This is a genomic window from Glaciecola siphonariae, assembly GCF_042652645.1.
Classification (GTDB): domain Bacteria; phylum Pseudomonadota; class Gammaproteobacteria; order Enterobacterales; family Alteromonadaceae; genus Glaciecola; species Glaciecola siphonariae.
On the sequence record NZ_JBHSGU010000001.1, the window covers coordinates 45,213 to 70,746 of the forward strand.

22 protein-coding genes and 2 pseudogenes are annotated in these 25,534 nt (G+C 45.4%); 22 read left to right on the top strand and 2 right to left on the bottom strand.

The genetic code is table 11. The features are described from left to right. Positions 1–924 precede the first annotated feature (924 nt). From ACFO4O_RS00220 to ACFO4O_RS00270, 11 genes and pseudogenes are all read left to right on the top strand, one after another. A pseudogene (locus ACFO4O_RS00220) lies at positions 925–1,512 on the top strand (methyl-accepting chemotaxis protein); the annotation flags it as partial. A gap of 51 nt (positions 1,513–1,563) precedes the next feature. Further along, a complete protein-coding gene (locus ACFO4O_RS00225; RefSeq protein WP_382405174.1) occupies positions 1,564–1,845 on the top strand; it encodes an STAS domain-containing protein in 282 nt (93 codons plus the stop codon). Between the two features lie 16 nt (positions 1,846–1,861). Then, complete coding sequence (locus tag ACFO4O_RS00230; RefSeq protein ID WP_382405175.1) at positions 1,862–3,532, top strand: SpoIIE family protein phosphatase; 1,671 nt, start codon at positions 1,862–1,864, stop codon at positions 3,530–3,532. A gap of 3 nt (positions 3,533–3,535) precedes the next feature. Next, positions 3,536–3,901 carry a response regulator gene (locus tag ACFO4O_RS00235; protein WP_382405176.1) on the top strand — a complete coding sequence of 122 codons (366 nt, stop codon included), beginning with the start codon at positions 3,536–3,538 and terminating at the stop codon, positions 3,899–3,901. A 25-nt stretch (positions 3,902–3,926) separates the two neighbouring features. Further along, positions 3,927–5,942, top strand: a complete 2,016-nt coding sequence (locus tag ACFO4O_RS00240; RefSeq protein WP_382405178.1) for a chemotaxis protein CheA — start codon at positions 3,927–3,929, stop codon at positions 5,940–5,942. Further along, the gene (locus ACFO4O_RS00245; protein WP_382405180.1) at positions 5,932–6,438 is read left to right on the top strand and encodes a chemotaxis protein CheW; all 507 of its coding nucleotides are present in this window, start codon (positions 5,932–5,934) and stop codon (positions 6,436–6,438) included. Before ACFO4O_RS00240 ends, ACFO4O_RS00245 begins: the two co-directional genes overlap by 11 nt. A 964-nt stretch (positions 6,439–7,402) precedes the next feature. Then, positions 7,403–7,594: pseudogene (locus tag ACFO4O_RS00250) on the top strand (hypothetical protein); the annotation flags it as partial. A 30-nt stretch (positions 7,595–7,624) separates the two neighbouring features. Beyond that, positions 7,625–9,547, top strand: a complete 1,923-nt coding sequence (locus tag ACFO4O_RS00255) for a methyl-accepting chemotaxis protein (RefSeq protein ID WP_465253828.1) — start codon at positions 7,625–7,627, stop codon at positions 9,545–9,547. Positions 9,548–9,550: 3 nt separating this feature from the next. Further along, a complete protein-coding gene (locus ACFO4O_RS00260; RefSeq protein ID WP_382405181.1) occupies positions 9,551–10,384 on the top strand; it encodes a CheR family methyltransferase in 834 nt (277 codons plus the stop codon). Continuing rightward, positions 10,381–10,986: a chemoreceptor glutamine deamidase CheD gene (gene cheD / locus ACFO4O_RS00265; protein WP_382405182.1), complete on the top strand. Its 606-nt coding sequence runs from the start codon at positions 10,381–10,383 to the stop codon at positions 10,984–10,986. The genes ACFO4O_RS00260 and cheD overlap by 4 nt, the downstream gene beginning before the upstream one ends. Positions 10,987–11,006: 20 nt before the next feature. Beyond that, on the top strand, positions 11,007–12,056 hold the full coding sequence (locus ACFO4O_RS00270) for a protein-glutamate methylesterase/protein-glutamine glutaminase (RefSeq protein WP_382405184.1): 1,050 nt from the start codon (positions 11,007–11,009) through the stop codon (positions 12,054–12,056). An 8-nt stretch (positions 12,057–12,064) separates the two neighbouring features. Here the strand turns inward: ACFO4O_RS00270 and ACFO4O_RS00275 are convergent, their stop codons facing one another. Next, the gene (locus ACFO4O_RS00275; RefSeq protein WP_382405185.1) at positions 12,065–13,759 is read right to left on the bottom strand and encodes a GGDEF domain-containing response regulator; all 1,695 of its coding nucleotides are present in this window, start codon (positions 13,757–13,759) and stop codon (positions 12,065–12,067) included. Positions 13,760–14,086: 327 nt separating this feature from the next. On the opposite strand from ACFO4O_RS00275, the gene ACFO4O_RS00280 reads away from it, so the two are divergent. The 11 genes from ACFO4O_RS00280 to purD all read left to right on the top strand — a co-directional run bounded on the left by ACFO4O_RS00280 (position 14,087) and on the right by purD (position 24,488). Continuing rightward, on the top strand, positions 14,087–14,935 hold the full coding sequence (locus ACFO4O_RS00280; protein ID WP_382405187.1) for a hypothetical protein: 849 nt from the start codon (positions 14,087–14,089) through the stop codon (positions 14,933–14,935). A gap of 747 nt (positions 14,936–15,682) precedes the next feature. Continuing rightward, a complete protein-coding gene (gene aroQ / locus ACFO4O_RS00285; protein ID WP_382405188.1) occupies positions 15,683–16,117 on the top strand; it encodes a type II 3-dehydroquinate dehydratase in 435 nt (144 codons plus the stop codon). A 52-nt stretch (positions 16,118–16,169) separates the two neighbouring features. Continuing rightward, entirely contained in the window at positions 16,170–16,619 is a 450-nt protein-coding gene (gene accB / locus ACFO4O_RS00290; RefSeq protein ID WP_382405189.1) for an acetyl-CoA carboxylase biotin carboxyl carrier protein, read from the top strand. A gap of 15 nt (positions 16,620–16,634) precedes the next feature. Next, positions 16,635–17,981 (top strand): acetyl-CoA carboxylase biotin carboxylase subunit, encoded by a 1,347-nt coding sequence (gene accC / locus ACFO4O_RS00295; RefSeq protein WP_382405191.1) that lies wholly within the window; start codon positions 16,635–16,637, stop codon positions 17,979–17,981. Between the two features lie 243 nt (positions 17,982–18,224). After that, positions 18,225–18,611, top strand: coding sequence for a hypothetical protein (locus ACFO4O_RS00300; protein ID WP_382405192.1), 387 nt, complete (start codon positions 18,225–18,227; stop codon positions 18,609–18,611). Positions 18,612–18,623: 12 nt separating this feature from the next. Further along, entirely contained in the window at positions 18,624–18,818 is a 195-nt protein-coding gene (locus tag ACFO4O_RS00305; RefSeq protein WP_382405193.1) for a DUF6435 family protein, read from the top strand. A gap of 203 nt (positions 18,819–19,021) precedes the next feature. Further along, on the top strand, positions 19,022–19,900 hold the full coding sequence (gene prmA / locus ACFO4O_RS00310) for a 50S ribosomal protein L11 methyltransferase (protein WP_382405195.1): 879 nt from the start codon (positions 19,022–19,024) through the stop codon (positions 19,898–19,900). 133 nt (positions 19,901–20,033) lie between these two features. Continuing rightward, positions 20,034–21,029, top strand: a complete 996-nt coding sequence (gene dusB, locus ACFO4O_RS00315; protein ID WP_382405477.1) for a tRNA dihydrouridine synthase DusB — start codon at positions 20,034–20,036, stop codon at positions 21,027–21,029. Positions 21,030–21,062: 33 nt separating this feature from the next. Then, positions 21,063–21,356 carry a DNA-binding transcriptional regulator Fis gene (gene fis / locus ACFO4O_RS00320; protein ID WP_371194355.1) on the top strand — a complete coding sequence of 98 codons (294 nt, stop codon included), beginning with the start codon at positions 21,063–21,065 and terminating at the stop codon, positions 21,354–21,356. Between the two features lie 211 nt (positions 21,357–21,567). Next, positions 21,568–23,172 (top strand): bifunctional phosphoribosylaminoimidazolecarboxamide formyltransferase/IMP cyclohydrolase, encoded by a 1,605-nt coding sequence (gene purH / locus ACFO4O_RS00325; protein ID WP_382405197.1) that lies wholly within the window; start codon positions 21,568–21,570, stop codon positions 23,170–23,172. A gap of 20 nt (positions 23,173–23,192) precedes the next feature. Further along, complete coding sequence (gene purD, locus ACFO4O_RS00330; protein ID WP_382405199.1) at positions 23,193–24,488, top strand: phosphoribosylamine--glycine ligase; 1,296 nt, start codon at positions 23,193–23,195, stop codon at positions 24,486–24,488. Here the strand turns inward: purD and ACFO4O_RS00335 are convergent. Next, complete coding sequence (locus ACFO4O_RS00335) at positions 24,481–25,302, bottom strand: hypothetical protein (protein WP_382405200.1); 822 nt, start codon at positions 25,300–25,302, stop codon at positions 24,481–24,483. The genes purD and ACFO4O_RS00335 overlap by 8 nt on opposite strands. Positions 25,303–25,534 lie beyond the last annotated feature (232 nt).

A 25,534-nucleotide genomic window follows, 5' to 3' on the forward strand; every position in this document is an offset into this window, starting at 1 on the left:
GCACTTTTCCTAAATAGTGCACAAACTGCCGCAAAAACATACAGCAAAGAGCAACAGACCCTAGCACTTTGCTGTGTTTGCATGCAGCACAAACATGTAAACACGCATCGCGCTCTCCTTTAACGTCATATTCTGCGCTGTAGCGGTGCTGGCTTTATTACTAAAGCATGATTAGCGCTAAACTTTTCGCATTTCTTAACGATAACTCTTTATACCTATCCTGATTCTTCCTATTAGTGCGAAGACAAAATTTAGACTAAAGTCGGCGTGTCAAAATATAGGCACACGGCGCGCCAAGTCTTTGTCGTTGCGCTCTGCAGAGGAAACGGGTATTTTGCCGGACCGAAAAGTAGAGTGCGTATGACAGTAATATCACCAAAAGTATGGCTTAGCATAACAATCGTAATTGCGATAAGTGCCGTCACCTATATTTACGCCAGCCCAATGGCAGCCTGTGCGTTGTTGGCAATAAGTCATGTTGCCTACGCTCTTTGGTTAAAAGCCAAGCTGAATAAAAGTGCAGAAGATGACAGCAAGCCTGAAACACCGGCAGTAACAAACCCTTATCACGAATTAGAAATGTTGCGCGATGAATTTGTGCCCACATTAATCGAGAGCGAAACAAACCTTGCGGGCATCAAAAGCACTCAAGATGACGCGGTCAACACGCTAAGCGAGAGTTTTACTCGCTTGCAAGAACTTGTGAACGTCCAGTCAGAAACCATTCAAAAGCTCATCCGCGCTGATTCTTCTGGCGATACACTCTACAGTGAAAAAATGCGTGTATTTGCCGACAACACCGCTGACACCCTCGATAAGTTTATCAAGTCCACAGTGGATATGTCTGCCTCATCTATGGCCTTACTAGACCAAGTAACAGAAATATATGAGTCGGTACCGCAGGTATTAAAAGCGGTTAAAGACATCGACAGCATCGCTGACCAAACTAATCTATTGGCGTTAAACGCTGCCATTGAGGCTGCGCGAGCCGGTGAGCATGGTCGTGGCTTTGCGGTGGTTGCAGATGAAGTACGTTCGTTGTCGAATCGTTCTTCACAGTTCAGCGACGCCATTCAAGCCCAACTCAAAGCTATGTCGAGCCAAATTGAAGGCTTGACCGGCGAAGTCGGAAGCCTCGCAAGCTACGACGTGAGCTACGTTATTGACGCCAAAAAAGACATCAACGACGCGCTAGCATCCATCATCGACAAGGCAGAGTCTGATTCAAAAGTCACCTTAGGCCTCGAGAAAGTCTCAAGCGATTTAGATAACGCGCTCTCCCAAGCCATAAGAGGTTTGCAGTTTGGCGATATTAATGGCCAGAATCTTGCTTTTACTCTCGATACTATCTCGTTTATGCGACAGCAAATCGAGCATTTAACCCCTAAGAATATCGAAGCTATCAGTCAAGAAATTCATAGCTATTTAGAACAACTTAAGGATCGCAAGCGCGATTCACACAACCCGGTATCTGCTACCAGCATGGACTCGGGCGATATAGATTTATTTTAGCCTGCACTGCAGGGCTTTTCACAGCAACATAACGAATTAGGATTAAGTTTTATGAGCGAAAAATCACTTCAAGTACCAGAGCGTTTTGATTTTGGTTACCACAAAGAGTTTACCGAGCAGTATCAGAACATTCTAGGGGAAGCAGGGGTTACTGATATCGCCCTTGATTTTAGCCGCGTGAGCTACCTCGACAGTTCTGCTCTTGGCATGATGGTGCTGTTTCAGAAAAAGGCTAAGTCGAAAAATGTCAACGTTCGTATTCGGGGCGCCAAAGCAAGTGCGCGAGAGATATTGACCATCGCGAACTTCGATCGTTTATTCGAAATTTCATAACTTAAAGGTCGCCACAATGCGCGTTTTGATAATTGAAGACGACAGCTTGTTTGCTGAAATCTTACAAACATTTCTAGAAGACAATCAATGTACCACCATTGTGGCGGAAAATATTGAGTCGGCAAAATTACAGTTGCAGACCTCCGTATTTCAGTTTGCTTTGCTCGACAATCATCTACCAGACGGTGACGGCATTAACTTTATCGAATATCTCAAAAATGATTTGCCCCACGATAAGCCCCTGCCGGTTATGATGATTACCGCCGATGAAAACCAAAATTTGATGCTCGACGCTTTCGAGCGCGGCGCTGATGATTTTCTCGTTAAGCCGCTTTCGCTAGATTTACTCTGGCAAAAAATGCAGCGCGTTAACAATCTGTATCAAAAAGAAGCGCAGCTTGAAAAACAAGCCCAACACTTATCGAGTTTGCTCGACAAACAAGAGCAAGAAGAGCAGCTTGCGCGTTACGTATATGAGCACGTTGCGGCTACCTTATCGACCGAAGAAGAATGCGTTGATACCTATATTCAGTCATCGAGTGCGTTCAACGGTGATGTGTTCATTTGCGATACCGCACCTAACGGCAACCGATTTGTTATTTTAGCGGATGCCACCGGGCATGGTTTGTCCGCTGCTATCAGTATTTTGCCGCTTGTGGCAACCATAAAAGCCATGATCCGCAAGGGCTTATCTCTGGCGCATATTATTCATGAGGCAAATAAAAAGCTGTGTAAAGAGCTGCCCGACGACAAATTTGTGACGCTCATTGGGGTTGAAGTGAACTTTAACAGTCGCACCCTTGAGCTATTTAATGGCGGCATGCCCGACGTAATATCCATTCGCCACGACAAAACCCTAGAGCGCTTTCCGTCTACAAGTATGGCCCTTGGCATTCTTGAACCCGAAGACTTCGACCCGGGCATTATTAATCTAGAAACGCACCCGATTAAAAATTTATTCTTTTTCAGTGACGGACTCATTGAGCAAAAAAATTCCTTTGGTGAAGAGTTTGGTATGGACCGCGTGATGGAGATTATCAGCGGAAACAATAGCGCTGAACCTCACGTTAGTCGCATGGTGAATTACTTCACGGTATTTAACGAAATGGAAGAATTACAAGACGATTTGTCTATGTGCGATTTGCAGGTAGACGCCTTGATGGAAGCGCACCTCTACGACAAAAAAGAAACCACCCTTACAAACACTGGCAAGGTTTGTGCATCCTTAGAGCTATGCGGTGGATTAATTGGCACATCCGACATTGTAGGCTGTTTTGACAGCTTAATGCGCAGCATTGATGTGGTAGGCGATATGCGCCAGCGTGCCTTTACCGTATTTGCAGAGCTGATAAGCAATGCAGTTGACCACGGCATACTTGATTTAGATTCAAAGCTTAAAAATGATTTTGCCGGCTTTGCTGAGTATTTGATGCTCAAAGAAGAGCGCCTCGGCAATATCGGTGAAGACTCACATCTAAAAATGGGCTTTGAGTATTCACCTATTACCAATGAGATCAGTTTCAGTATTGCCGATTCTGGCTCAGGGTATGAAATGAAACGCGATACCACTATGGACGATGAATCATTGTCGGGACGAGGTTTATCGTTGATTGAGCAGTTATGTCAGTCGGTGGAAGTCACTCCGCCGGGTAATCAAACATCTGTAGTTATAAAGAGAGAGTTTTAACTAATGAGCAAACATATTTTGGTAGTAGACGATTCACCTTCGATTCGTCAGATGGTGCAGGTAACCCTGAAATCAGCCAGTTACCAAGTAACCACAGCCGAAGACGGTCAGGCAGCGCTGGATTTGTGTAAGCGCATGCAGTACGACTTTGTGATCACCGATCAAAACATGCCGCGCATGGACGGTCTTACCTTGATCAAATCGCTCAGAGGCCTGAGTTCGTATCGCTCAACGCCCATCGTAGTGTTAACCACCGAAGCAAGCGACGGTATGAAAGCACAAGGCAGAGCCGCAGGTGCAACAGGTTGGATGGTGAAACCCTTCGACCCACAAAAGTTACTCGCCGTTGCCGCTAAAGTTCTGCCCTAACGACATGCCATAAGGATACCTCTCTATGTCTGTAGACATGAGTCAATTCTTCAGCGTATTTTTTGAAGAAAGCCAAGAACACTTAGATGATATGGAACATCTTTTGATGGAATTGTCATTAGACAATCCAGATAAAGAAGATCTCAACAGCATCTTTAGAGCCGCACACTCCATAAAGGGTGGCAGCGGAGTATTTGGTTTTGATGCCTTAACCGGTTTGACCCATGTCATGGAAAACATCTTAGACCTCGCGCGCAAAGACGAGATTGAGATGACAAAAGTCATTGTTGACCAACTGCTCATTACCGTCGACACATTAAAAAACATCCTAGAATGCTATCAAAACGAACAAGAAATTAATTGGGACGAAATAGAAACTGGCACCGTTGCCCTAGAGCAACTGCTAAAACCTGCTGCAGATGAAACATCCACCACCGCTAAGCCTGAAGACGAGTCTGATGATATCGAAGGCTTTGGCATGTTTGATAACCCGGTGACTAACGATGATGGGGAGTTCGGCTTTTTCGAACCCTTAGAGCAACAGGTTGAGGAGAAAGCCTATGGCATCTATGCAGAAGAAGACCAAAAGAAACAAGCGAACACTGATGCGCAAAATGCAGCAACAGCTAAAGATGATGAAGATGCCTTTGGTTTCTTTGATGACGAACCAAGTACTCATCAAGTAGAACCACAAGCAAGCACAAGTGCAAAAGAGCCAGAAGCAAAAGCCCCTGCTGCAGAGGCTAACAGCAGCAAGAATTCTTTAAAGGCAGCGCCAGCACCGAGCAAAAGCGCCAGCGCCGCAGCACGTAAAAAGCCCGCCAGCTCAAAGAGCAAAACCGAAGGTAAAGAAAGCAGCTCTATACGCGTAGACACCATGAAAATAGATTCCTTGGTGAACTTAGTGGGCGAACTGGTGATCACCCAATCGATGATCAAAATTGTGGGTAAAGAAGTTCACGGCGAAACCGAAGAAAAGCTTGAGGGCGCCATTGGCGAGCTTTCTCGTAATATTCGAGAAATTCAAGAAGCCGTAATGTCAATGCGCATGTTGCCCATGTCGTTCGCCTTTAACCGTTTTCCGCGAGTGGTAAGAGATTTAGCCGATAAACTCGGAAAAGACGTTAATTTAGTGATTGAGGGCGGCGCCACTGAAATCGATAAGGGCATGATTGAAAAGCTTGTTGACCCGCTCACTCACCTTATTCGCAATAGTGTTGACCACGGCATAGAGATGCCTGATGTGCGCGAAGCTGCCGGCAAAACCCCTGCAGGCACTGTCATACTTGCTGCTGAACAGCGCGGCGGTTCAATCATCATAAGCATTACCGACGACGGCGCAGGGCTAAACAAAGACAGGATTTTAGAAAAAGCCATTAGCAATGGTTTAGACGTACCGGCTGACATGAAAGACAGCGCCATTTGGAACCTCATCTTCGAACCTGGATTTTCCACCGCAGAGGCCGTTACCGATGTGTCGGGGCGCGGTGTTGGTATGGATGTTGTGCGCCGTAACATTGAGTCTATTGGTGGGTCGGTTGAAATTGAGAGTCACCAAGGCATAGGCTCGGTATTCAAAATTCGCCTACCGCTTACCTTAGCCATTGTAGACGGCATGTGCGTGTCGGTGGGTAAACAAACCTATGTGGTGCCGCTGACCAACATCATCGAATCGATGCAGCCTAGCCAAGAGCAGCTCAAAACCCTTGCCAATGACCAAGTGCTGTGGGTACGCGGCGAATACTGGCCCTTGGTAAAACTTCACCATTTAATGGGTATTGAAGGCGCGAAAACCGATATTAGCAACGCCATTGTTGTGCTTGTTGAAACCAGCCGCAAGCGATTTGGCATACTGGTAGATGAACTTGAAGGTCAGCAACAGGTTGTGATTAAAAGTCTTGAACAACATTACAAACGCGTGCCGGGTGTGGCAGGCGCAACCATCATGGGCGACGGTTCAGTTGCCATGATTTTAGATATTGAGTCTATTGCCGCTGAGGTAAAGACGCCAAGTAAGCAGGAGGTGCCCATTGTCAGCTAGTGCACAAGTAGCAGAAATCGCAAGCAATGATGAACAGCAAGAGTTTTTGACCTTTGTATTAGGGAAAGAAAACTACGCGCTAGACATCATGACAGTCAAAGAAATTCGCGGCTATGAAAACGTGACGAAAATCGCCAACGCGCCTGACTATATTAAGGGCGTTTTAAATCTTCGTGGCGATATCGTACCGATTATAGATTTGCGCATTAAGTTTCAGGTGGGTCAAGCTACTTACGACGAATTTACGATCGTTATCATGCTGATGATTGGCGACAGGGTCGTCGGCATTGTGGTAGATGAAGTCAGCGACGTCATTAAAGTTGACGAGCAGCACATTAAACCGCCCCCTGAATTTGGCGTGGCCTTTGATAGCGCATACCTGCACGGGCTCACCACCGTGAATGACCAAATGATAATTTTAGTAAACATCCAAAAGCTGATCTCAAGTGACGAGTTAGGGCTTTTTGACCCAAGTACAACCGCGGAGCACGACTAACATGAAAATCTTGAATTGGTTTGACAATATCAAACTGCCTATCAAAATGGGCATTATCGCGATACTTGCGATTGCAGGATTAGCCCTACCTACTTATTACTACAATCAGCTTTCTGTGGACACTCAGGCGTCATCAGAAATCGAGCTTCAAGGTATTGGGCCAACCAGTGCGGTGGTTAAGCTTAAAAAAGTGATGGCTGAACATAGAGGAATGTCCGCCAAGTTATTTGGTGGGGACCAAAGCACCGCTTCTGCGTTGGGTAATAAGGCCAATGAAGTTGACCAACAGCTAGGTAAAGTAAAGAGTATGGTAAACGAGGCAACAGACGACGCCTCTTTGAAAAACGCCATCAGCAATCTTGAACAAACCTGGGCAAGCGTAAAAGCGCGCGTAAGTGCTCGCCAGTTTTCTGGAGCAGAGTCGTTTTCAGCGCACTCAAACATGATTCAAGACGCCGATTTAGTGATTTCTGAGCTGTCAAAACACTTCTTGCTTAGCTACGATCCCGCTGCGGCAAGTTATCACCTAATTATCGCAAACTTTCAGAACATGCCTCGTTTGGCTGATAACTTAGGTAAGATACGCGGCGCAGGCGCAGGCGTGCTAGCAGGCACAGAAATAACCGAGTCCCAAAAAAGTAGCATACGCGCTTTTATCAATAATATTCAGTCTCCGTTAACCGACTTTGAATACAATATGCTGTCGGCCTCTCAAGCAGATGACCGCTTTCAAGGCGCTTATCAAAAGGCAACATCTATAAAATCTCGTGTGGATGAACTAGAGCGTTTAACGCAAAACGAAATTTTAAACGCCTCATCGCCAAATTTCAGTGCTAATGAATACTTTAACCGTTACTCAAGCATTATCAACGACCTATACGACACTCATGACAGCAACATCCGCTCTCTTACACAAGTCATTGAAGAGCGCATTGAAAGTCTGGCAGCCGAGCGCACAGCGACCATGTCGATTATTGTTGCTCTGTTTGTCATCAGTTTGTTTACTGGTGCGATTATCGTTCGCTCAGTTATAAGCTCAGCGCGAAGCCTAATTACCGCTTTTAATGACATATCCAACAACCAGTTTGAAGTAAAACTCAATAGCTCACGTAAAGACGAGATGGGCGTACTAGAGCAAGAGCTGATTGCACTTGCTAAAGAGCTTGAAAAAGCCTCAGTAGTAGCAATTGAAGCGAGCAAGGTTAAACAGGCGCTAGACAGCAGCTCCACCGCCTTTATGATGTCTGACGCAGACCGCACCATTGTCTATATGAACGAGTCGGCCATTAAGTTACTAAAAGACTGTGAGCCGGAAATTCGTAAAGATTTGCCGCAGTTTAATGCCGACAAACTCATTGGCACTCGCATTGATAGCTTCCATAACAATCCTGCTCATCAGCATGCTGTACTCGACCAATTGAAAACAGTGCATGAAGCACGATTAGACTTAGGCAAATACTCATTCCGCCTGATGATTAATCCAATCCGCGATGAAAATGGCAAAGATTTAGGCAATAGCGTGGAATGGCATGACATGACGGCCATTTATGAAGAAGAGCGCAGAGTTGCCCGTATTCTTGAGTCGCTTGACTGCACCAGCACCAACGTAATGATTGCTGACGCTGACCGTAACATCATTTACATGAACCGTTCGGTAATGGCAATGCTTAAAGAAGCAGAGCCTGATTTACGCAAAGTAATGCCGCATTTCTCAGCCGATGAGATTCTAGGTGGCAGCATGGACCGTTTCCACAAAGACGCCGCGCATCAAAAAGGTATGCTCGAGCGCTTAGAATCAAAGCACACCAGTGAAATCAAAGTGGGCCAACGCAACTTCCGCCTAACTGCGAGTCCTATTTTTGGCAAAAAAGGCGAGCGTATCGGCTCGGTTGTTGAGTGGCTTGACCGCACCAAAGAAATTGCCGCTGAGCAAGAGATTGCGCAAATTGTTGAAGCCAGTGTGCAGGGTAACTTTACACAAAGAGTGGAAGAGCAAGGCAAAGAGGGCTTCTTGTTGACCCTTGCCCAGGGCTTAAACCAGTTGATGAAAACTACCGAATCAGGCCTGAACGAGGTGAGCAATGTCTTGCTTGCCATCTCAGAGGGTGATTTGACCAAGCGTATCGATAGTCACTATCAAGGTACATTTAACGACTTGGCGAACTACTGCAATACCACCACAGAAAACCTGGTAAGCGTGATTAGTCAAATCCGCAGCGCCAGCGACACAATCAACAATGCGTCGTCTGAAATTGCACAAGGTAACTCCGATTTATCAACGCGTACCGAGCAGCAAGCCTCTAGCCTAGAAGAGACCGCATCGAGCATGGAAGAACTGACCAGTACGGTACGTTTGAATGCTGAAAATGCCAATCAGGCGAATGGTTTAGCCTCGCAAGCATCAGAAGTAGCTGGCAATGGCGGTAAGTTAATTGGCGAAGTGGTCACCACCATGGCCTCAATTAATGAATCTGCTCAGAAAATTGCCGACATTATTGGCGTGATTGACGGCATTGCCTTCCAAACGAATATTCTAGCGCTCAACGCGGCGGTAGAAGCGGCGAGAGCCGGGGAGCAAGGACGTGGATTTGCAGTGGTTGCCTCTGAAGTACGTACACTTGCGCAACGAAGCGCAAATGCAGCGAAAGATATTAAAGACTTAATATCAGATTCGGTGTCAAAAGTAGAAAGCGGCAATGAACTGGTGAGCAAATCAGGCGACACTATGCAAGAAATAGTCGTATCTATCCAACGCGTAAACGACATCATGTCTGAGATTGCAGCAGCCTCTGCAGAGCAGGCCAGCGGTATCGATGAAGTCAGCAAAGCCGTAACGCAAATGGATGAGATGACGCAGCAAAACGCAGCGCTGGTTGAAGAAGCGGCCGCGGCGGCTGAGAGCATGCGCTCACAGGCCTCTGACCTAAATAACCGCGTAGGCACATTTAAACTTACCGATGCCGATGTGCAAACAAAGGTAAGTGCAAAACAGCCTGACCTGCTCTCTAAACAGTTTGACGAGCTACCGTCGGTAAGTGCTGCAAAAGCGCCATCACGCGCTAAAGCCATTCCGGCCATGTCTGACGAAGACGAGTGGGAAAGCTTTTAGGCCATGACCGCCTCTACTAGAGAGAGCACAGAGTTTGGGTACAAGCGCGCCGATTTTGAAATCGTGCGCGCCAAGCTCAAACAGCTAGCGGGTATTAACCTAGCCGACAGCAAAGATTCGATGGTATACAGCCGCCTATCTCGGCGCATTCGCACTTTGCATTTAGGTGACTTTAAAAGTTACCTTAGTTACTTAGATGGGCATAAAGATGAACAGGAAGAGTTCATTAATGCCCTGACGACTAACCTAACGTCGTTCTTCAGAGAACGTCATCATTTCGACCATTTACTCAACGTTATTCAGCAAGCCAAACGCCCTCTTAAAATATGGTGTGCGGCTTCATCAACCGGCGAAGAACCTTATTCAATTGCTATGACCGCAGTTGAGGCTCTAGGTTCTTTTGATATACCGGTGAGTATTATTGCCTCAGATATAGACAGTAAAGTGCTGCAAACCGCCAGCAATGGGGTATATAAGCTCGACCAACTTGCCAGCATGGAAAACAGCGTTAAGAAACGGTTTTTTCATCGCGGCAAGGGTGCGAATGCAGGAAACGTGAAGGTAGTGCCAGAGCTCAGAAACTTACTTAGCTTTCAAAAAGTCAACCTAATGGACAGCAGCTATCAGCTGCCCAAAGACTTTGACATCGTTTTTTGCCGCAACGTGATGATTTATTTTGATAAGCCGACCCAGTTGAAAATACTTGAGAAAATCATAACGCACATGCGACCAGACGGATATTACTATGCAGGACACTCTGAAAACTTTTCGCATGTCAGCTCAATTTTAAAACCTTTGGGCAAAACGGTTTATCAACCAAAAGAGCGAAGAGGATGAGCGCATACTTTACTGAGCATCTTGCTCCAAACCGCTACTTTGATAAAAACTTTAACACCGATGCCGTTAAGATTTTGCCCGGAGAGTACTTTGCTACCCGCGACGAAACCATGATTGTTACGGTGTTAGGTTCGTGCGTTTCGGTTTGTTTGAGAGACCCAATTACGCGGGTTGCCGGCATGAACCATTTTTTGTTGCCTGCCAATAAAGATGAAGTGAATTTCAACTCAGATTCAGCGCGTTATGGTGTTTACGCCATGGAGGTGTTGGTTAACCACTTGATCAAGCTCGGCGCCTCTAAGAGTCGCTTAGAGGCAAAAGTGTTTGGCGGCGGCAATGTTTTAAAACAACTTAGACTAAACAGCGTAGGGTCTCAAAACGCGGCCTTTGTTGAGAACTATCTCGAAACTGAAAATCTTAAAGTAGTCGCAAAAGACCTGCTTGGCGAATTTCCAAGAAAAATTTACTTCTTTCCGCTTACCGGAGAAGTAAAAGTACGAAAACTCAAATCCTTGCACAATACAACTATTCTCGAGCGCGAGAGCGAATACCGTGTCAAGGTCAATCAAACGCCAGCATCTGGCGATGTTGATTTCTTCTAGCCTTTTTTTGGAGTAAGTGCATGGCAATTCGTGTACTAGTAGTAGACGACTCAGCGTTAATTCGCAGTCTGTTGAGTGAAATAATTCATCAAGACCCCGATTTAGAACTCGCAGGCGCTGCGCCTGATGCCTTTGTGGCAAAAGAGATGGTCATGTCGCTCAAGCCTGACGTGATCACGCTCGACATTGAAATGCCAAAGGTAGATGGTCTCACCTTTCTAGACCGTCTTATGAAAGCTCGCCCTACCCCAGTATTGATGATATCAACACTGACCGAAAAGGGCGCGGATGCGACTATTCGCTCACTCGAAATGGGCGCTATCGACTTTATTGCTAAACCAAAGTTGGATGTTGCACGCACCATTGGTGAATATCAGCAAGAAATTGTACAAAAAATTAAAATTGCCGCGGCGTCTAAACCACGCGCACGTACTGCCAGTCAGGCCAAAAACGAATCCATTCCAATTAGCTATCAAGGCACCGAAACGATTGTAGGCATTGGCGCATCAACCGGCGGTACCGAAGCAATAAGACAAGTGCTAGAGAAGCTCTCTGCAGCATTTCCCGCCACGGTTATCACCCAGCATATGCCGCCCAGTTTTACGCGTTCTTTTGCTGAGCGTTTGAATGGCTTATGTAGAATGAATGTGCATGAGGCTAAAGACGGTGAGCGCTTGCTACCCGGCAATGCCTATATCGCACCCGGTGATAAGCATCTTGAGGTGGTACGCCATGGCGCCGATTACCGCATAAGACTCAATACCGGTCCGTTGGTAAGCGGCCACAAACCAGCGGTAGACGTGATGTTTAACTCTTTGGCCAAAGTTGCCGGTACCAATACCATTGCCACTATTTTAACGGGAATGGGCAAAGACGGCGCAAAAGGATTACTGGCATTAAAGGAGGCTGGGGCAATAACAATGGCGCAAGACGAGGCGAGCTGTGTGGTTTACGGCATGCCAAGAGCAGCGGTAGAGATTGGTGCGACCTCACATGTGTTTTCACTTGAAAAAATGAGTATGGCCTTGACCAAAGCGGTTGAGAAAAAAGGCAGCGGCATGCGTTTGTAGCCGTTGTTTTAAGCCACTTTTATTTGATTTCTGCCGGCCTCTTTTGCCAAATATAATAAACGGTCGGCCTCACTTATGGCCTTAGGCAGTGAGCTAAATTCTTCTAAACCCACCAAGCCGCCGCTAAAACTCACCTTAATTTCTGGTTTACTTTGCACAAAGTGCATCTGCGTGCACTTTTCACGAATTGCATTCGTTTTGATGAGCGCCTGCTCCACGCTGCAATTAACAAACAACAGCACAAACTCTTCACCACCGTAGCGTCCAACATAATCGGTTTCACGTACTGAAGCTAACAGCAGTTGCCCGAGTCCGTTGAGGACTAAGTCCCCTGAAGAGTGTCCATAGGTGTCGTTTACCTGTTTGAACCTGTCTACATCGAGTAATACCAAAACGCTTTGATTGTCGTGACGTTTGTTTAAACGCATTTGTTGATTTGCAGCCTCTACAATCTGACCATGGTTTAACACGCCAGTTAAGGGGTCTTTTGAAACGAAAGACTTGATAAATGCGGCACGCTCTAGCCTTGCAAGCACCTGCTCTAACACTAAAGGCGCGGGCGTTGTTTTTGCGATGAGGTCGTCAGCCCCGTGCGACAAAATTTTAAGTTTTGTATCGAGCTGCTCATCGGCGGTTAAAAACACAATGGGCGAAAAGTCGAATTTTGCGTCTTGACGAATCATCGCCGCTACTTCAAGTCCGTTTACACTAGGCATCACCCTATCGAGTAAAAACAAATCGGGCTGAAGATATTCCATTGCCGCAATCAACGATTCTGCGGTATTGAAAAAATGAAAATCCACATCAACCTGAGAAAACACAGCTTGATAGAACTCTCCCATCGACTCTTGGTCATCGAGTAACACTATTTGATAAGTATGCTTGATGTGTCGACGCAGTGCCCGCGTGATTTTTTCGACCAACAGATACGTATTAATGGGTTTTACCGCATAGTCACTCACGCCTGCGCGCACTGCTTGCAAACGCGTATCGTAGTTAAACAAGCTGCTGCAGCTAATCACTTTAATACCGCGGTCGCAAAGCTGCTTTGCAAAAGCAAACACCTGCTCTGAGGACACATTCGGCATTACAATATCGAGCAAGACTAAATCCGGGTCACCGTTTTGCAAGCTGTGTTCAAAATCAATCATTGAGCTGTAGTGAGTTGCCTCAAATGCAAACTGCTGAAGATTCGCGCATAGCGCACCTCCAACTGACTTTTCATCGTCCACAATGGCGACTTTTATAGGATTATGGCTGTGCACCCATGGTTTAGCGGGGCTTTTGCTTAGAAAGCTCTCGCTAGTGCCGGCTTCGCTTAAAAAAGGGTCGGGGCTTAAGTTGTTGGAACGAATCAACTGATTCATTAGCCAATCTAAGTCTTTTGTTGTTTGCTTGACCGAATCTTTTCCTGCCAGCCCTCTGGCGCAGCTCAACTGCATGCTGTGCAGCATCTGATGCAGAGCAAACAGTGCATACGTCGCGTAATTTTGAGACGTATCGTTAAGACATGCTTGAAAGTCTTTTAAATCATTTTTACGCGCACTGCGTCTGGCCACCGACCATGATTTGACCAGTGTTTTTAAATCTGCCTTGTACTGACGCTGTACGGTTTCTGAAATGGCGATGATGTTAACCTGTAGCGCACTGCATGCGCGATTCGTTTTGCTGAAAGCTAGCGTTACAAAAGTAAGGCTTACCAAAAGCAAGTGTTGCTAAACAATTTACTTGGAACATGGTTTAGAGTGTTATCGGCAAAAATTTAAAAGCATTTAGCGCGTCATTGTTTTTCGTTCTTGCTGTTCTTTTTATTGCCGGCTTATTGTTTTTCACGGCTTATTTATATACGCGTCTAATAGGCGTCATTGCAGATATAAGAAAAGCCTAGAATAAGACCTTGATGTTTGCAAACTAGGGTCTTATATACTGCCCCCATAAACTGCTTAAGAAATAGGCAGCGAGGCCGATAACCCCTTTATGTTTAACTCGCTTTCATTTATGTGCTTGCTCACACCGAGAAGATTCCGTTAATGACTAACGATGACCTTGAAAATAAAATTCGTCAGCTCGAACTACAGCTTCAGCGCGAACGCGCTACCAGAAAGAAAGCCGAAGATATTTTAAGGCAAAAAACGCTGGAGGTGTTCGACGCTAACGAGCGCATTACCACCGCTACCCGTCGCCTTCAGGCGGCATTATGGGCCAGCCGAGAATCGGTGTGGGAGTGGACGGCAGACGATAACATGTATCGGCTTTATACTTTGGTAACCGAACGTGAGGTGATTGTACATTCGCGCGGCACGCTTGAAGAGCTAATGCTGACCTTTTCAGAACGTTCTGCTGAAAAATTCATGCAAGCATGGCAAGACCACACGAGTGGGCTGAATGAGTCCTTTCATTGCGTGTGCCATCGTAAATCATCCACAACTGGAAAGTGGCGCTGGGTGAGAATTACCGGCCGCATCGTGAGCCGCAATGACGAAGGTATGGCGAAGCAATTTATTGGTATTTTTAAAGACATTACCTATGAGTATGAGCAAGACCAAACCTTCAGAATGATCACTTACACCTATCTTCGCACAGAGCAGCCAGGCTTTATTATTCGGGTTGATAATCACCGTGTTGAAGGCACCGATTCAATGTTTGCGCTGCTCGGCGGCGAGCGCAGAGATTTCTCTCAAGAGCAGCTTCGCCAAAGCCTGCCAATTGAATTGATTATTCACAATCAGAAAACCAAAGAACGTTTGTTTGAACACGCTGTAGTGAACTTGAAAGGCGAGTCCATTATGTGCCAGTTCATTTTACCGAAAATGCTCGAAGACAAAGATAAAGCCGGTGTTTATTCATATGCAGTAGGGTTCTTCAGACCCAAAAAGTAGCTGAATTTACTTTCTCAGTTTACACCTACAGCGCTTGTCACAAAGCGTATTCGTCTACGATATTTATATTGGGCATAACACGCTTCAGATAACGTGCTAGCGCTAGCAGTTAACCCCGCCTTTTGCCTGCATCTTTTAACTTAGCTATTTTTTCATAAGGTGTTGTTGTATGTTGCTATTAAGCATCAATGCAGTATTGACAGGTAGGGGCCTTAGCTTGAAAAACGCTGCGAACCCATCCATGGGCGCTCGGCGAAATCATCCATGATTTCGATGTTTTCAAGCTAAGGCCCCTACCTGTTAAAGGTCACCACTCAACTATCATTATTAAGCCTTTTTAATTCCTACCAAGATAAACAGCACTCTTTTATAGCAGTTTCGTCTTTATCTTTTTTATCTTTGGGCATTTATCGATTGCCCTGTCACTTTATCGTGCACCGATGGACTTGACCTCACAGCGACGATTATTAACGCTTAGGGACCTGTGCATGGTTAGGAGCGACCAATCACTCCTTACTAAATCACAAACATGGCTTCGGTCTTTCGTCCTTTTTCATCTTTCGTCTCCCAAATGCGACAACTTCGCTGATTAGACCAGTAATTTGCTGAAAACATGCTGCATTGTGTGTTATTTTCCATTTTCTGAAGGTAAAAAACCGTTAGCGCGTCAAAGATGCTCATAAATTAGACACACTGATTGTTTTTTGCATAATAACGACACAATCCTAACAATTAAGCGCTATTTACATGAATTTACTGTTAATCAACGGCCCAAACTTAAACTTACTAGGAAAGCGCGAGCCTGAGGTATACGGGCATGAAACCCTCGCAGATATTGAGGCTTCTTTAGTGCAGCACGCTCATGCAAAAGGTGCGAGTTTGCAGTGTTTTCAATCAAATGCTGAACACGCATTAATTGACTGCGTTCATGAGCATATGAATAAGGTTGACGGTGTTGTAATTAACCCGGGTGCCTACACCCATACCAGTATTGCTTTGCGAGATGCTTTTTTAGGTACAAAAATTCCATTTATCGAAGTTCACCTTTCCAATATTCACGCACGCGAAACGTTTAGGCACACTTCATACTTATCAGATATAGCAAATGGCCTGATTGTAGGTCTGGGTACATTGGGCTATGCACTGGCAATTGACGCATTAATCGCCAGCCAAACAAAATAATAAAACACATTAAAATCAAATAAGCACAACATATAAGAAACAAGGCGACATCATGGATATTAGAAAAATCAAAAAACTCATTGAGTTGGTTGAAGAATCGGGCATTGCTGAGTTAGAAATTACGGAAGGCGAAGAGTCGGTGCGCATCCATCGCGGGGCAACCGCCCAATCGGCTCAGCCAGTGCAGTATATGCAGCAAGCGCCCGTGCAGGCGCCACCTGCGGCTCCAGTTGCGGCTCCTGCGGTAGCTGAGCCTGCAGCTAATTCTGGGCATGTCTTAAAATCGCCAATGGTAGGCACCTTTTATCGTTCGTCTTCTCCCGAATCAAAGCCCTTTGCAGAAGTTGGACAAACAGTGAAAAAAGGCGATGTGCTTTGCATTATTGAAGCAATGAAAATGATGAACCAAATTGAAGCCGACACCGACGGTGTGGTGAAAGACATTCTGGTTAGCAATCAAGAGCCCGTTGAATTTGACCAGCCTCTATTTGTGATCGAATAAAAAAAGGGCCAACTCATGTTAGATAAAGTGCTTATCGCCAATCGCGGCGAAATTGCCTTAAGAATATTGCGAGCCTGTAAAGAGCTTGGCATCAAAACGGTGGCGGCACACTCTACCGCCGACCGTAATTTAAAACACGTACTGCTGGCCGATGAGTCAATCTGTATTGGAAACGCACCTGCATCTGAGAGCTACCTGAACATCCCTCGCATTATCGCTGCGGCTGAGGTCACTAACGCCATTGCAATTCATCCGGGCTATGGATTTTTATCTGAAAACGCTGATTTTGCCGAAGCCGTAGAAAAGTCAGGCTTTGTGTTTATTGGCCCAACGGCCGACACCATTAACTTAATGGGCGACAAGGTATCGGCGATTGCCGCAATGCGTAAGGCCGGCGTACCGTGCGTGCCAGGGTCTGACGGCCCACTAGGTAGCGATATGGAAAAAAACCGCGCGATTGCTAAGCGTATCGGATATCCAATGATCGTAAAAGCAGCCGGCGGCGGCGGCGGACGCGGAATGCGAGTTGTGCGCAGTGAAGATGAACTTGAATCGTCGATTAGTGCAACCAAACAAGAAGCGGGTGCAGCGTTTAATAACGATATTGTGTACATGGAAAAATACCTCGAGAATCCTCGCCACGTAGAAATTCAGGTATTGGCCGACGGACAAGGTAACGCCATACATTTGGGTGAGCGTGACTGCTCGATGCAGCGTCGTCATCAGAAAGTAGTGGAAGAGGCTCCGGCGCCTGGCATCTCACAATCGATGCGAGATAAAATTGGCGAGCGTTGTCGCCGCGCCTGTATTGAAATTAACTATCGCGGTGCAGGTACATTTGAGTTTTTATATGAAAATGGCGAATTCTACTTTATTGAAATGAACACGCGTATTCAGGTTGAGCATCCCGTGACAGAGATGGTGACCGGCGTTGACTTAATTAAAGAGCAGCTTCGTATAGCAGCCGGCCAGCCTTTATCTATCTCCCAAGAACAGGTAAAAGTGCATGGCCACGCGATTGAATGCCGTATAAATGCTGAAGACCCTAATACCTTCATTCCAAGTCCCGGTAAGATCAACATGTTCCATTCACCCGGTGGATTAGGGGTTCGTTGGGAGTCGCATATATATTCAGGCTATACCGTACCGCCTTTTTATGACTCAATGATTGGCAAGCTTATTACTTATGGTGAGAGCCGTGACGAGGCTATCGCGCGAATGCGCCATGCACTCAATGAGCTAGTTGTAGACGGCATCAAGACCAACATACCGCTGCAGCAACGCATCATGCACGACGAGAACTTCTTCAATGGTGGCACCAACATCCACTATCTAGAAAAAAAGCTCGAAAACGAAAAGTAAGCCAAAAAACCAGCCAAGCGCTGGTTTTTTTATCCGAGTTTATTCGAGGACACTCAAACTTTTTTGACCTTTTACGAGGATTTTTTTCGGGGACACTCAAATTTTTTTGGGCTATTTTTTTGAGTATTTTTTTGAGGACACTCAAGCAAATTAACTCTCAAACGCTAAAACAAACTAAACTTTGCTTATTAGCGTTATAAAACTCTAGCGAGCCAACTTATTGTAAAAAGTAAAGGAATAGAATTGTTAGACATTAACGCGTTCAACATCGGGCAATGCGACATCAGCACTCTATTTAGTTATCGATACGTGCTCGATAAAAAGGACGATATTGTGGATTTGCATCAAGACATACGAGACCTACGAGCCTTCCCTGAGAGGATTGCAGATAGCTATCAAGCTGAATGGACAAGCTACGTGAAACGTGAGTTACATAATATTTCGAAACGCTCACAAAAAGAAAAAGCAGCGCTTATCACAAGCTTGCAGATGCTTGAGTCGGGACAAGACGAAGAGTTTGAAGCGCTACGCGAGATCATAAATACCGCAATAAAGGTGAACATTTCACCCGATGTCACTGTAATGACTACTCCACTTAAACGTTATGTTAGTCAATTGCTAACCTTATAGAAGGCAACCTGTATGTTCGGAATATTCAAGTCAGACCCAAGTAAAAAATTGAGAAAAACCTACGACATGAAACTCGAACAGGCCATGCACGCGCAGCGTAAAGGCGACATTAAAACCTACTCGATGCTAACGGCAGAAGCAGAGGCTATATGGGCACAAATCGAGGCATTGAAAGAGAATTCTGATAAAAAGCAAAGCGCAGAATAGACCGAGAGCTTTTCGATAGCGGCTTGATGGCATTCAATTGCAAATTTTGATTGAATCACTAGCAACAAGCTGCTCCCATCATGTATATTTGGCGGCCTTCAGAAGTAGCCTTCGATAACATCATATACACATACTTAACGACTAGTTGATGCAAATCGATTGATGCGCTTAATTAACAACTCAGTTAACGAGACCATATACTTATGCCTTGGCAACAAATCAAAATAAACGTAAAAGCAGCAGACGCCGAGGCATTAGGCGATATACTACATGATATGCAGGCGCAAGCCGTTACCTTTATTGACGCCAAAGACACCCCCGTTTACGAACCGAAGCCCGGCGAAGTGCTGCTTTGGCCAGACACGCAAGTTATCGGGCTTTATGACGCTGATTTTGATATACAAGCGGTTATTGACGAACTCGCATCACACTCTTTCTTTGAGGAAGGCTTTCATTATGTGCTCGACCAACTAGAAGATAAGGAGTGGGAGCGGGAATGGATGGAAAACTTTCATCCTATGAAGTTTGGCGAGCGCTTATGGATTTGTCCTAGTTGGCGTGATGCACCAGATCCCTCAGCAGTAAATGTAAAGCTTGACCCCGGACTTGCCTTTGGAACAGGGACTCACCCCACTACATCGCTATGTCTGAAATGGCTTGACGCACAAACTCTAGAGCAAAGCACGATGGTCGATTTTGGTTGCGGAAGCGGAATATTGGCCGTTGCTGCGTTAAAACTTGGGGCAAAACGAGTCATAGGCATTGATATTGACCCTCAGGCACTTCTGGCCAGCGAACAAAATGCTGCGAATAATGAGGTCGCTGACAAACTTGAGCTTTACCTTCCGCAATCTCAACCCTCACTTCAAGCAGATGTTGTGATGGCAAATATTTTGGCCGCCCCTCTTAAAGAACTAAGCTCAGTCATTACTGGCTTTTGCCGACCTGGCACAAGCTTAGTTATGTCAGGTATTTTGCTCTCTCAAGTCAATGAAGTGTTAAGCAAATATGAACAAAACTTTGCATTTGACGCTGTGGTGAGCGAAGGAGAATGGGTAAGACTGGTCGGACATCGCAAATAGACTTGAACGCGCGATAGTCAAGCAATTTTTCTATTTTTTGTTTAAAAAATAACCTTCCCAAAGCGAATAAAAAAACGTAGTATACGCCGCCCTAAAGACAGGTGGTCACTAGCGGTACATAAACATGCGTCAATTGCAGATAGGTCCATACAGATTATCGAACAATTTGATACTTGCACCAATGGCCGGTATTACAGACCGTCCTTTTCGGGAACTATGCAGAAAAATGGGCGCTGGCTTGGCAGTATCTGAAATGCTTTCAAGCAACCCACGAGTATGGCAAACCGAGAAATCAATGAACCGCATGAATCATGAAGGCGAATCAGGTATTCGTTCAGTGCAAATTGCGGGGAGCGAACCAGAGTTGATGGCGCAGGCAGCGAAGCTTAACGTCGATAATGGTGCTCAAATCATTGATATCAACATGGGATGCCCTGCAAAAAAAGTCAATAAAAAATTGGCAGGTTCAGCATTGCTGCAAGACCCAGCGTTGGTCGCTCGCATTTTAGACGCAGTGGTCAAGGCAGTAGAGGTGCCCGTTACTTTAAAGATTCGGACGGGTTGGGATGTTGAGAATAAAAACGGAGTTGAAATTGCGCGCATTGCGCAATCTAGCGGAATTCAGTCTCTAGCGGTTCACGGACGAACGCGTAGCTGTATGTTTAAAGGCGGTGTTGAGTACGACACGATAAAAGCTATTAAAGATGCAGTTGATATTCCCATTATTGCAAATGGGGATATCTGCAACGAAGATGATGCCTTGAGGGTACTGGAATACACCGGTGCTGACGGCATCATGATAGGACGAGCGGCACAGGGCAATCCTTGGATTTTCCAACAAATTCAGTGTTTTTTGGAAAATGGTAAGCGGTTGAAGAAACCCAGCGTGACTGAACAAAGCGAAGTCCTATTAACGCACATGCGTGGACTTTATGAGCTTTATGGAGAGTTTTCAGGCGTTAGGATAGCGCGCAAGCATGTGGGTTGGTATGTCACAGCCCATGACGAATCAAGGGGATTTCGTCGGACGTTTAATGCAATCGAGGATGCAAATGAGCAGCTCGAAGCATTAACCGATTATTTTTCATCGTTGCATGAGCAGTCACAAGACTTTAGCCATGTAGCCTAGCGTTAAGCAATACATAAGAGAGCAGTAGAATATATGTTTGATCAAAATCTAACATCAGCGTTTACCACAACCGTTACCACACCGTCACAATCGCAAGCACAGAAGCCATTGCGCTCTAGTGTTAAGCAGGCGGTTAATAAGTATCTAAAAGAGCTAAACAACCAAGACATCGATAATCTTTATGAGTTGGTGCTAGCCGAAATTGAAGCGCCTTTGTTAGAAGAAGTTATGACTTATACACGCGGCAACCAAACGCGCGCAGCTAACTTAATGGGCATAAACCGTGGCACGCTTCGCAAGAAGCTTAAACAATACGGTTTAGGTTAATACGAAAAACCGCAATGCAAAAAAGAGCGCAAATTAGCGCTCTTTTTTGTTATCATTTAGCGCTAGAAGGACACCCAAACCCTCTTGCAAAAACCATTAGCACTTAAACGTACTTTTAAATGCTCGCGCCTTTGCGTTATATGCAGCACTAATCAGGTTTACCGCAACGAGGACACCCAACTTAACGATTTCATTCGCAACCGAGAGTCTCATGCAACAATCAACTTCCATTCAACGCGCACTATTAAGCGTTTCTGATAAAACTGGTATCGTCGAGCTAGCAAAAGCGCTTGCTGAAAAAGGCATCGAAATACTGTCGACCGGCGGTACCGCTAGTCTACTGAGACAATCTGGTATCACAGTTAAAGATGTTAGCGAACATACCGGACATCCCGAAATAATGGACGGTCGCGTGAAAACCCTTCACCCTAAGATTCATGGGGGCATTTTGGGGCGCAGAGACATTGATAGCCGTGTTATGGAAAAACATGAAATTGCACCTATCGACCTGGTTGTAGTGAATCTTTACCCCTTCGCTGCGACGGTCGCAAAAGAAGACTGTACGCTTGAAGACGCCATTGAAAATATCGATATTGGTGGTCCTACTATGGTGAGAGCAGCCGCGAAGAATCATAAAGATGTCCTCATCGTGGTTAACCCGTCAGACTATAAAGCTGTAATTGATGAGTTGAGTAGCAGCGCCAACCAAATTTCTTATAAACTTCGATTCGACTATGCGGTCAAAGCATTCGAACATACTGCACAGTATGAGGGCATGATCGCAGATTATTTAGGTAAGCAGCTCAATAAAGTTGACCATGAGTGTGAAGACAATTGTGATTTAGAGCACAGCCTTTTTCCGCGTACCTTAAATATTCAGATGACGAAAAAACAAGAGCTCAGATATGGTGAGAATAGCCATCAAAGCGCTGCGTTTTATGTTGAACATGATATTCAAGAAGCATCGGTGGCTAGCGCTGTGCAGATTCAAGGCAAAGCCCTTTCATTTAATAATATAGCCGACACGGACTCAGCGCTTGAGTGTGTTAAAGAATTTGAAGAGCCCGCGTGTGTGATTGTTAAACATGCGAATCCTTGCGGTGTCGCCATTAGCCAAACAATCTCGCAAGCATACGAATTAGCTTACCAAACAGACCCTACCTCAGCCTTTGGTGGAATTATTGCATTTAACCGCGAACTGGACGGTGAAACGGCTGAAAAGATTATATCTCGCCAATTTGTGGAAGTGATAATAGCACCGTCAGTTAATGATGATGCGAAGGAAGTTATTGCCCAAAAACAGAATGTAAGGTTGTTAGAATGCGGCGACTGGCGAGGACAGCTAACGGAAGGGCATGACTTTAAAAGGGTAAATGGCGGTATGCTAGTGCAAGAGCGCGATTTTGGAATGGTTGATGCGTCAGACTTGAAAGTTGTTACTAAGAGGACACCCAACGCGCAAGAACTAGAAGACTTGATGTTTACATGGAAGGTTGCCAAGTACGTTAAGTCAAACGCTATAGTGTATAGCAAAGCAGGTCAGACAATAGGTGTAGGTGCTGGGCAGATGAGTCGCGTCTACTCTGCAAAGATTGCTGGCATCAAGGCAGCAGATGAAAACCTTGTTGTAGAAGGTTGCGCTATGGCATCTGACGCATTCTTTCCATTCAGAGACGGCATTGATGCTGCTGCCAGCGCTGGGATTACAGCGGTCATTCAGCCTGGCGGGTCAATGCGTGATGATGAAGTCATTGCGGCCGCAGACGAACACAATATTGCTATGGTATTTACCGGCATGCGCCATTTTAAACATTAAACGATTTGAGGACACCCAACGTGAAGAAAGTCTTGATAATAGGCAATGGCGGCAGAGAGCATGCGTTAGCAATTCAAGCCGCAAAGTCACCTCTTGTGAGTAAAGTATATGTTGCTCCCGGTAATGCTGGAACAGCCTTAGAAAAAGACCTTATAAACGTAAATGTTTCCAGTGACGATATTGATGGATTACTCACTTTTGCACTTACTGAAAAAATAGACCTAACAATCGTTGGTCCTGAGGCCCCCTTAGTTGCAGGTGTCGTAGATTTGTTCGAAGCTAATGGTTTAATGATTTTTGGACCGTCTCAGAAAGCTGCGCAACTTGAAGGTTCTAAAGCCTTTACCAAAGATTTTCTCAAAAAGTACAATATTCCTACCGGCGCATACCAAACTTTCGTGGACACTCAACAAGCCCTCGACTACATAACAAAAGTTGGCACTCCAATCGTTATTAAAGCTGATGGTCTCGCTGCAGGAAAAGGTGTAATTGTCGCGTTTGATGAACAGACGGCAGCTGATGCAGTTCGTGATATGTTGGCCGGTAATAAGTTTGGTGATGCTGGCAGTCGTGTTGTGATTGAGGAATTTTTAGATGGAGAAGAAGCAAGTTTTATAGTCATGGTGGATGGAAGCAACGTCTTACCCTTTGCAACGAGTCAAGACCACAAACGAGCCTACGACGGTGATAACGGTCCAAATACCGGAGGAATGGGAGCATATTCACCTGCACCGGTTGTTACACCAGAAATTCATGACCGCGTAATGAAAGAAATTATTGAACCAACGATAGCGGGAATGGCCGCTGAAGGAACTCCATATAAAGGCTTTTTGTACGCAGGGTTAATGATAAATAGCAATGGGGTGCCGAAAGTCATTGAATATAATTGCCGCTTTGGGGACCCTGAAACCCAGCCCATCATGATGAGGTTGCAATCCGATCTTGTAGAGTTGTGTGTCCTCGCTTGCGAGGGCAAGCTAAACCAAGCCAGCATCGCATTTGACTCACGCGCTGCCGTTGGTGTTGTGCTAGCGGCAGGGGGTTACCCCCATGGATATGGGAAAGGAAAGTTAATTTCAGGCTTAGAAAATGTGCCAGATGAAATGGGTAAAGTCTTTCATGCCGGAACAACTCTTTCGGATGGGAAAGTGCTTACGTCAGGAGGGCGTGTGTTGTGCGCAACTGCACTAGGCGATTCCGTATCTCAAGCACAGCATAAGGCATATGAAATCGTCAAACGCATTGACTGGGATGAAATGTTTTATCGAACAGACATCGCTTACAGAGCAATTGAACGCGAGAAAGAACTTAGTTAAGCCTCAACGCAGGAAGCCTAGGCCTATTCATATTTGCTCTCACTTTTTTGCGATATGAGATTATCTGGGTTTGCGTCCCTGCAACATAGGCAAACTCAGTTTCAAAGGCTCTTGCTCGCTTTATCCAACTTCTGTCAATATCTAGAGCACCCATATTTACAGGGTGATCATCTCTGAACGGATTTACCATTGACACCTGACTGAGCATTTTCACGTAGTCATTTAGCGAAACTTTATGCAAAAACGTGTCAGCAACGAGCTTTTTTCTGTAAACAACAGGAAAAAGCTTGGTCAACTTATGATCATGTGAACAACGCGTCCGCTTTCGAATACTTGTATGAGAGGAATCAAGAATATCCTGCGAAATTCCTGCTCGAATAGGATTCAAATCTACGTATGCCATACAGGCGAGCACAGCATTTTGCGTCATCAGTGCCTGCGACTTGAAGCGACCTTCCCAAAAACGGCCCGTACATTCGTCTTCTTTATTAGCTTTCCGAGCAATATATTGATTCAGACAACTCATAAACCAACTGATGCTATTAAGCTTAGCTCTTATTTCAGTTGCAGTATTTGCAACATGAATAAGTTCATGCTCACTTAGTTTAGGTCTTTTATCCGTGCATAAATAACGCATACAAATAGCGTCCATATTGCGAATTCTCGCCCACCGTTGCAGCACTTCTAGGTCGGTTAGCGTCATATTTTCTAATATATTGACATGTAGCACCACATGAGTGTGATTATGCATTACGGCATAAGCACAAATATCTATCGAAAATACTTCACCCAGTAACAGTAAGCGTTTTTCCACCCAAGCTCTGCGGTGTTCGTAGCTACGACCGGTTACCCTATCTTTGCCACAGAGAAAAGCGCGCCGAACGCAACGTGAAACGCAATGATAGAACTGCGTGTCTTCTAAATTTATGAGATTTTTTCTTGCATAAGTCATGTTCTCAATAATAACTGCATGCAAACATATCAACAGCTGTACCTTAGGCAGGTTTTTAACGATGAGTAGGTTTTGGTCATTGTTTTTAGACGCT

Bases quoted from the DNA above. Each gene is read 5' to 3' on its own strand.
- ACFO4O_RS00225 (WP_382405174.1), top strand. From the start codon at position 1,564: ATGAGCGAAAAATCACTTCAAGTACCAGAGCGTTTTGATTTTGGTTAC.
- ACFO4O_RS00230 (WP_382405175.1), top strand. From the start codon at position 1,862: ATGCGCGTTTTGATAATTGAAGACGACAGCTTGTTTGCTGAAATCTTA.
- ACFO4O_RS00235 (WP_382405176.1), top strand. From the start codon at position 3,536: ATGAGCAAACATATTTTGGTAGTAGACGATTCACCTTCGATTCGTCAG.
- ACFO4O_RS00240 (WP_382405178.1), top strand. From the start codon at position 3,927: ATGTCTGTAGACATGAGTCAATTCTTCAGCGTATTTTTTGAAGAAAGC.
- ACFO4O_RS00260 (WP_382405181.1), top strand. From the start codon at position 9,551: ATGACCGCCTCTACTAGAGAGAGCACAGAGTTTGGGTACAAGCGCGCC.
- cheD (WP_382405182.1), top strand. From the start codon at position 10,381: ATGAGCGCATACTTTACTGAGCATCTTGCTCCAAACCGCTACTTTGAT.
- ACFO4O_RS00270 (WP_382405184.1), top strand. From the start codon at position 11,007: ATGGCAATTCGTGTACTAGTAGTAGACGACTCAGCGTTAATTCGCAGT.
- ACFO4O_RS00280 (WP_382405187.1), top strand. From the start codon at position 14,087: ATGACTAACGATGACCTTGAAAATAAAATTCGTCAGCTCGAACTACAG.
- aroQ (WP_382405188.1), top strand. From the start codon at position 15,683: ATGAATTTACTGTTAATCAACGGCCCAAACTTAAACTTACTAGGAAAG.
- accB (WP_382405189.1), top strand. From the start codon at position 16,170: ATGGATATTAGAAAAATCAAAAAACTCATTGAGTTGGTTGAAGAATCG.
- accC (WP_382405191.1), top strand. From the start codon at position 16,635: ATGTTAGATAAAGTGCTTATCGCCAATCGCGGCGAAATTGCCTTAAGA.
- ACFO4O_RS00305 (WP_382405193.1), top strand. From the start codon at position 18,624: ATGTTCGGAATATTCAAGTCAGACCCAAGTAAAAAATTGAGAAAAACC.
- prmA (WP_382405195.1), top strand. From the start codon at position 19,022: ATGCCTTGGCAACAAATCAAAATAAACGTAAAAGCAGCAGACGCCGAG.
- fis (WP_371194355.1), top strand. From the start codon at position 21,063: ATGTTTGATCAAAATCTAACATCAGCGTTTACCACAACCGTTACCACA.
- purH (WP_382405197.1), top strand. From the start codon at position 21,568: ATGCAACAATCAACTTCCATTCAACGCGCACTATTAAGCGTTTCTGAT.